Origin of the sequence: Saccharicrinis sp. GN24d3 (assembly GCF_052400645.1) — a bacterium.
Classification (GTDB): domain Bacteria; phylum Bacteroidota; class Bacteroidia; order Bacteroidales; family Marinilabiliaceae; genus Saccharicrinis.
Genome location: NZ_JBQTGI010000063.1, coordinates 1 through 4147 on the forward strand (window position 1 = coordinate 1; position 4147 = coordinate 4147).

A 4147-nucleotide genomic window follows, 5' to 3' on the forward strand; every position below is an offset into this window, starting at 1 on the left:
CTCTAATCTTAAGGCAAAATCGCCTTTCTAAATAGCCGATATAATTATGTTGCCTTGGATACCTGAGTTGTTACAAAATGCCATCAATATTATACCAACGATATTTATTATTTAGTTTGGATGCTATTTCATTTGTTGACAAAAGGCATTGTTTAGTTAGATAAACCTGCCGTATGCATTAAAAATCCTGTTTCGCAATTCAACTACTTCAAAACAAGACGTTTCACGGAGTTGCTTCAACGTAACTGAGAGGAACCATTCTTGGTTCAGCAATCCCTTGTTTTAAGGTATTTTAAATGCTCATTACGAACCTCTAATAAATAATCCGGGATAATTTATAATAAAAACAGGCAATTGTAACGTGGTCGCAACTAACACTTGAAACGACCTGCTTCATACCTTTTCCATTGACCATTTCAGTCATGGTTTTGATATTGTTTTCATCATCCCTCTTCATTGAGATATTCCCATTTTCTGTATTTTGGTTGCTATCAAGCGATATGGCTGCTGCCGCATATCCTGCTGGTAAATATATTCGGCATGTGTAGTCTGAAATCCGGTTACAAAGAATGGTTTTGCATGTTCGCAGTTCTATTTCCTGTTATTTCCCTGCCGTTCGTGGTAACTAACTAGGTGGTGAAAGTCAACAGTGGGGTTTGGTAGAGGAAAGTCGAAACCGAAACTAATCCCGTTTCTCCTATCCGATTTAACAGTTGATGTCCGTCAAGTATAAATCCAGTGAATTATTCAATATGTTGCAATATTACCCCTGTAAACGCCATAAAATGTATCCAGCTTATCAGCGCATTTTCCTCAATTTTAACGGATAAATCATTAGGCTTGTTAATTAGTCAATTTTCACATGGAAAATATTAAATATAAAAAAAGAATATTTCTTTTGATGCTGGGTGCTGTTGTATCATTTCAATCATCGTTATGTACTGCGCAATTTTGGGATCAATTAAAAAATGAACGTGTCGAGTCTGGTAATACCATTATTTGGGAACAGGTATCTCCCGGGAATTCAGGTTTTGCCAACTTGCTGCGTTATCATCCGACAATACCTAACAAGGTAGCTTTTTGTCAGGATATGTGGAATCACTACCAAAGTGATGATAATGGTAAACGCTGGTATAGTACCGTGGACCCGGATGGAGATGGCGGTTTTGGACGTATGCTCGATATTGAGTATTCTGTCAGCAATCCTAAACTGGCTATTGCTATAGCTACTTCGGAGTTGTGGATGTCCACGGATACAGGCCGCACCTTTTCTGTAGTGCCAAACTGTGCCTGGTACGACAAGGATACAGATGGAACTGACAAGTCGGCCTGGAAAAAAAAGGTGGCTGCTGTCGCCATTGATCCCAACGATGCCGATGTTTGGTTTGTGGCCGGAGGGTCCAACGTACGTGGACAGGATTGGATGTCATGTTATCAGGATGTAACCAAAGATAACCCTCGAGGCAAAACAGCGATACACGAGGGAGAACTGTATCGAACAACAGATGCCGGGACAAGCTGGACTTTGGTTAACTCAGGGCTGGATCCCAAAGCTCAAATTGGACGCATCGTTGTAAACCCTAAAAACTCACAGCAGGTTTTTGCTTCGTCTAATTATGGCGTGTACAAATCGGAAAACGGAGGAACAAGCTGGGCGCAAGTTTCGAGTGGCAAATTGGACAATGATATCATCATGGATATGGATTTTTACTATAACGAATCTTCGGGTAAATTTACGCTATATGTGATTGATCAGGTACATTACCTTCCGGACGGAACAACTACAAAATGTACAGGCGGTATTTTCCTTTCTGATGATGGAGGAGCAACCTGGACCAAGATAAACGGTGATTTGGGTTTAGATATCAATCGGTTAACTGGTGGAGTTCCAGGTAATTACTACAAATATATTGCTAAGTGGCTAGGGATAACCGAATCAGTAGCAAAGTCGACGTATCCTTCGCTTCCAACAAGCGCGTTGCAGTATTTTAATATGTTGAGTACCGACCCAAGTAGGGAAGGGGCTTTGTATATAGGTTTTGCAGACCCTCAGGTAGCCAACTCAATTATGCCGGGAAGATTATGGACCACAAGTAATAATGGCGAAAAGTGGATTAACACAGCCCGTTTGTACGAGGATAGCTGGGAGGCCGATAAAGCATATTGGGAAGAGAGAGGTAACCCATGGCACGAAAATATGGAAGTAGGTCATGCTTCTCCACACATGCGATTTGGTACTGATTATGCTTTGCGTTCGATGAGGGGGGTGGATGTAGGTGTGAATGGTAGTGTAATGATTATTTCGGATCACAGTACTATGTTAAGCACTGACCACGGAGCTACCTGGAAACAAGTGGATGAAGATTATACTTCTTCAGGAGCCATTGTTGGCCATGGAAATAGTAATCTGCCTGGCCTAACCATTGCGCAGGACAGGCGTTATGAATCAACACTTCTAGGTTCCGGGGAACATAATCTTTGGATTCCTACTGATGATAGTCCCGATGAAAGACAAGCAATCAAGTTTGTCGACAGTACACAGCCAAGTGTTAATTGTTTGGCCTATGATCCTTATGATGCGAAGATAGTTTATGCTACTTCAAGCCGGCAAGAAAACAAACAGAACATTTTTAGGAGTACGGACGGGGGAGAGACCTGGGAAAATTATGGAGTTGCTACTCCTGCCACAAATGCATGGTTGGATGATTTTTATACCAACGGACTTATTATTGATCCAATCAATAATAAATACATGTACCATGGAATTACCAGAATTGTTGATCCGTCAAAAGGAACACAAGGGGGATTCTTTTATTCCGATGATTATGGCAAAACCTTCAGGCAAAGCAATAGTGGCTTGCCTTCACCGGCAAGGATAAACGATATTAAGTTCGACCCGAGAGATAATTCCATGGCTTCTTTGTTTGCTGCTGCTGAAAATTATGAATTCTCCTATGAACCGCCTCAGGCTTCAGGAGGATTATATCATTCAACCAATAGGGGAGCAAGCTGGACTAAAGTGAATACCCCTTCAGAGGTAAAAGGGGTTCAGTTTATTGAAATTGACCATACCAATCGTATATATATTACAACCGGGTATAGGGGAGCTGGTGCCGGAGTTTGGTATACCGATGATTTTGGTGACAACTGGACCCAGATATTTGAATACCAGGGAACAGAATGTATCGATATTTCTCCTTTCGACCACAACCTTATGGTGGTTACCTGTAAGTTCATGTCAAAGAATCCGGGTGTCTTTGTGAGTCGCGACCGTGGTATTACCTGGGCTAAAAGCAATAAAAACATTGTAATTTCCCAAGAAATTGAGGATATCAAATTCGATATTTTAGATGCCGGAAAAATGTGGCTGGCAACTAAGGGTACCGGGTTTTATCGAGGTACCATTGAAAACGGAGACCAGGTGCAGGTGGTAGAAGTAACACCTCATGTTGTTGAAGCAAACAATGAAGCTTCTGTTCAATTAGGTGCTTCAATTGTAAATTCTGATTTTACCGGAGAGACGATCATTTGGAAATCAGAAAATACGGATATTGCTACCGTTGATGGAAACGGGATGGTAACTCCCGTTAAAGGAGGCCATACGAAAATTTGGGCTACAACCGCAGATGGAAGGTATTCTGATTATGCGGTGATTACGGTTGCAAATGATGTAGCTGTTAGGCCATTTAAAGCAGATGAACCTTACCTGTTTCCCAATCCTGTAATATCAACATTATCCATAAAAAACCTAGATGTATTTGCCTATGCAGAGGTGATAAATATTTCCGGCCAGACAGTAAAAATGTACGGAGATAAGGATGTTCTAAATGTTTCTGACCTTTTGCCGGGAGTGTATATGTTGCGCGTGAATAGTAATTCTGACGTTAAATCATTTAGGTTTTTAAAAAAATAAGTGGTAAAAAAAGCCATTAGAAGTTCCTTTTTTAACAAATGAGCCTTGGGGTTTTACCAAAGCTTCCTTTGAACTTTTCCTGGCAACTCGGTTTAACCCGGATTATGCACTGGGGGTTCGTCATGCGCATTGCAAGTACAATAAAACAAGTCAACCCAAACGAGGCATCACTTGTCCCGATTACTTTCAAAGAATTTATCGTGGGTAAAAAAATTACATTAAAATTTCATCGCA

The 4147-nt window shown here is 41.0% G+C and carries 2 protein-coding genes; both read left to right on the forward strand.

Annotated elements, in window-relative coordinates:
• The first annotated feature begins 862 nt into the window (after positions 1–862).
• Positions 863–3913, forward strand: coding sequence for a VPS10 domain-containing protein (locus ACT29I_RS25535; RefSeq protein ID WP_444794841.1), 3051 nt, complete (start codon positions 863–865; stop codon positions 3911–3913).
• Between the two features lie 38 nt (positions 3914–3951).
• On the forward strand, positions 3952–4147 hold a 196-nt coding region (locus tag ACT29I_RS25540; protein ID WP_444794842.1), incomplete at its 3' end, for a hypothetical protein.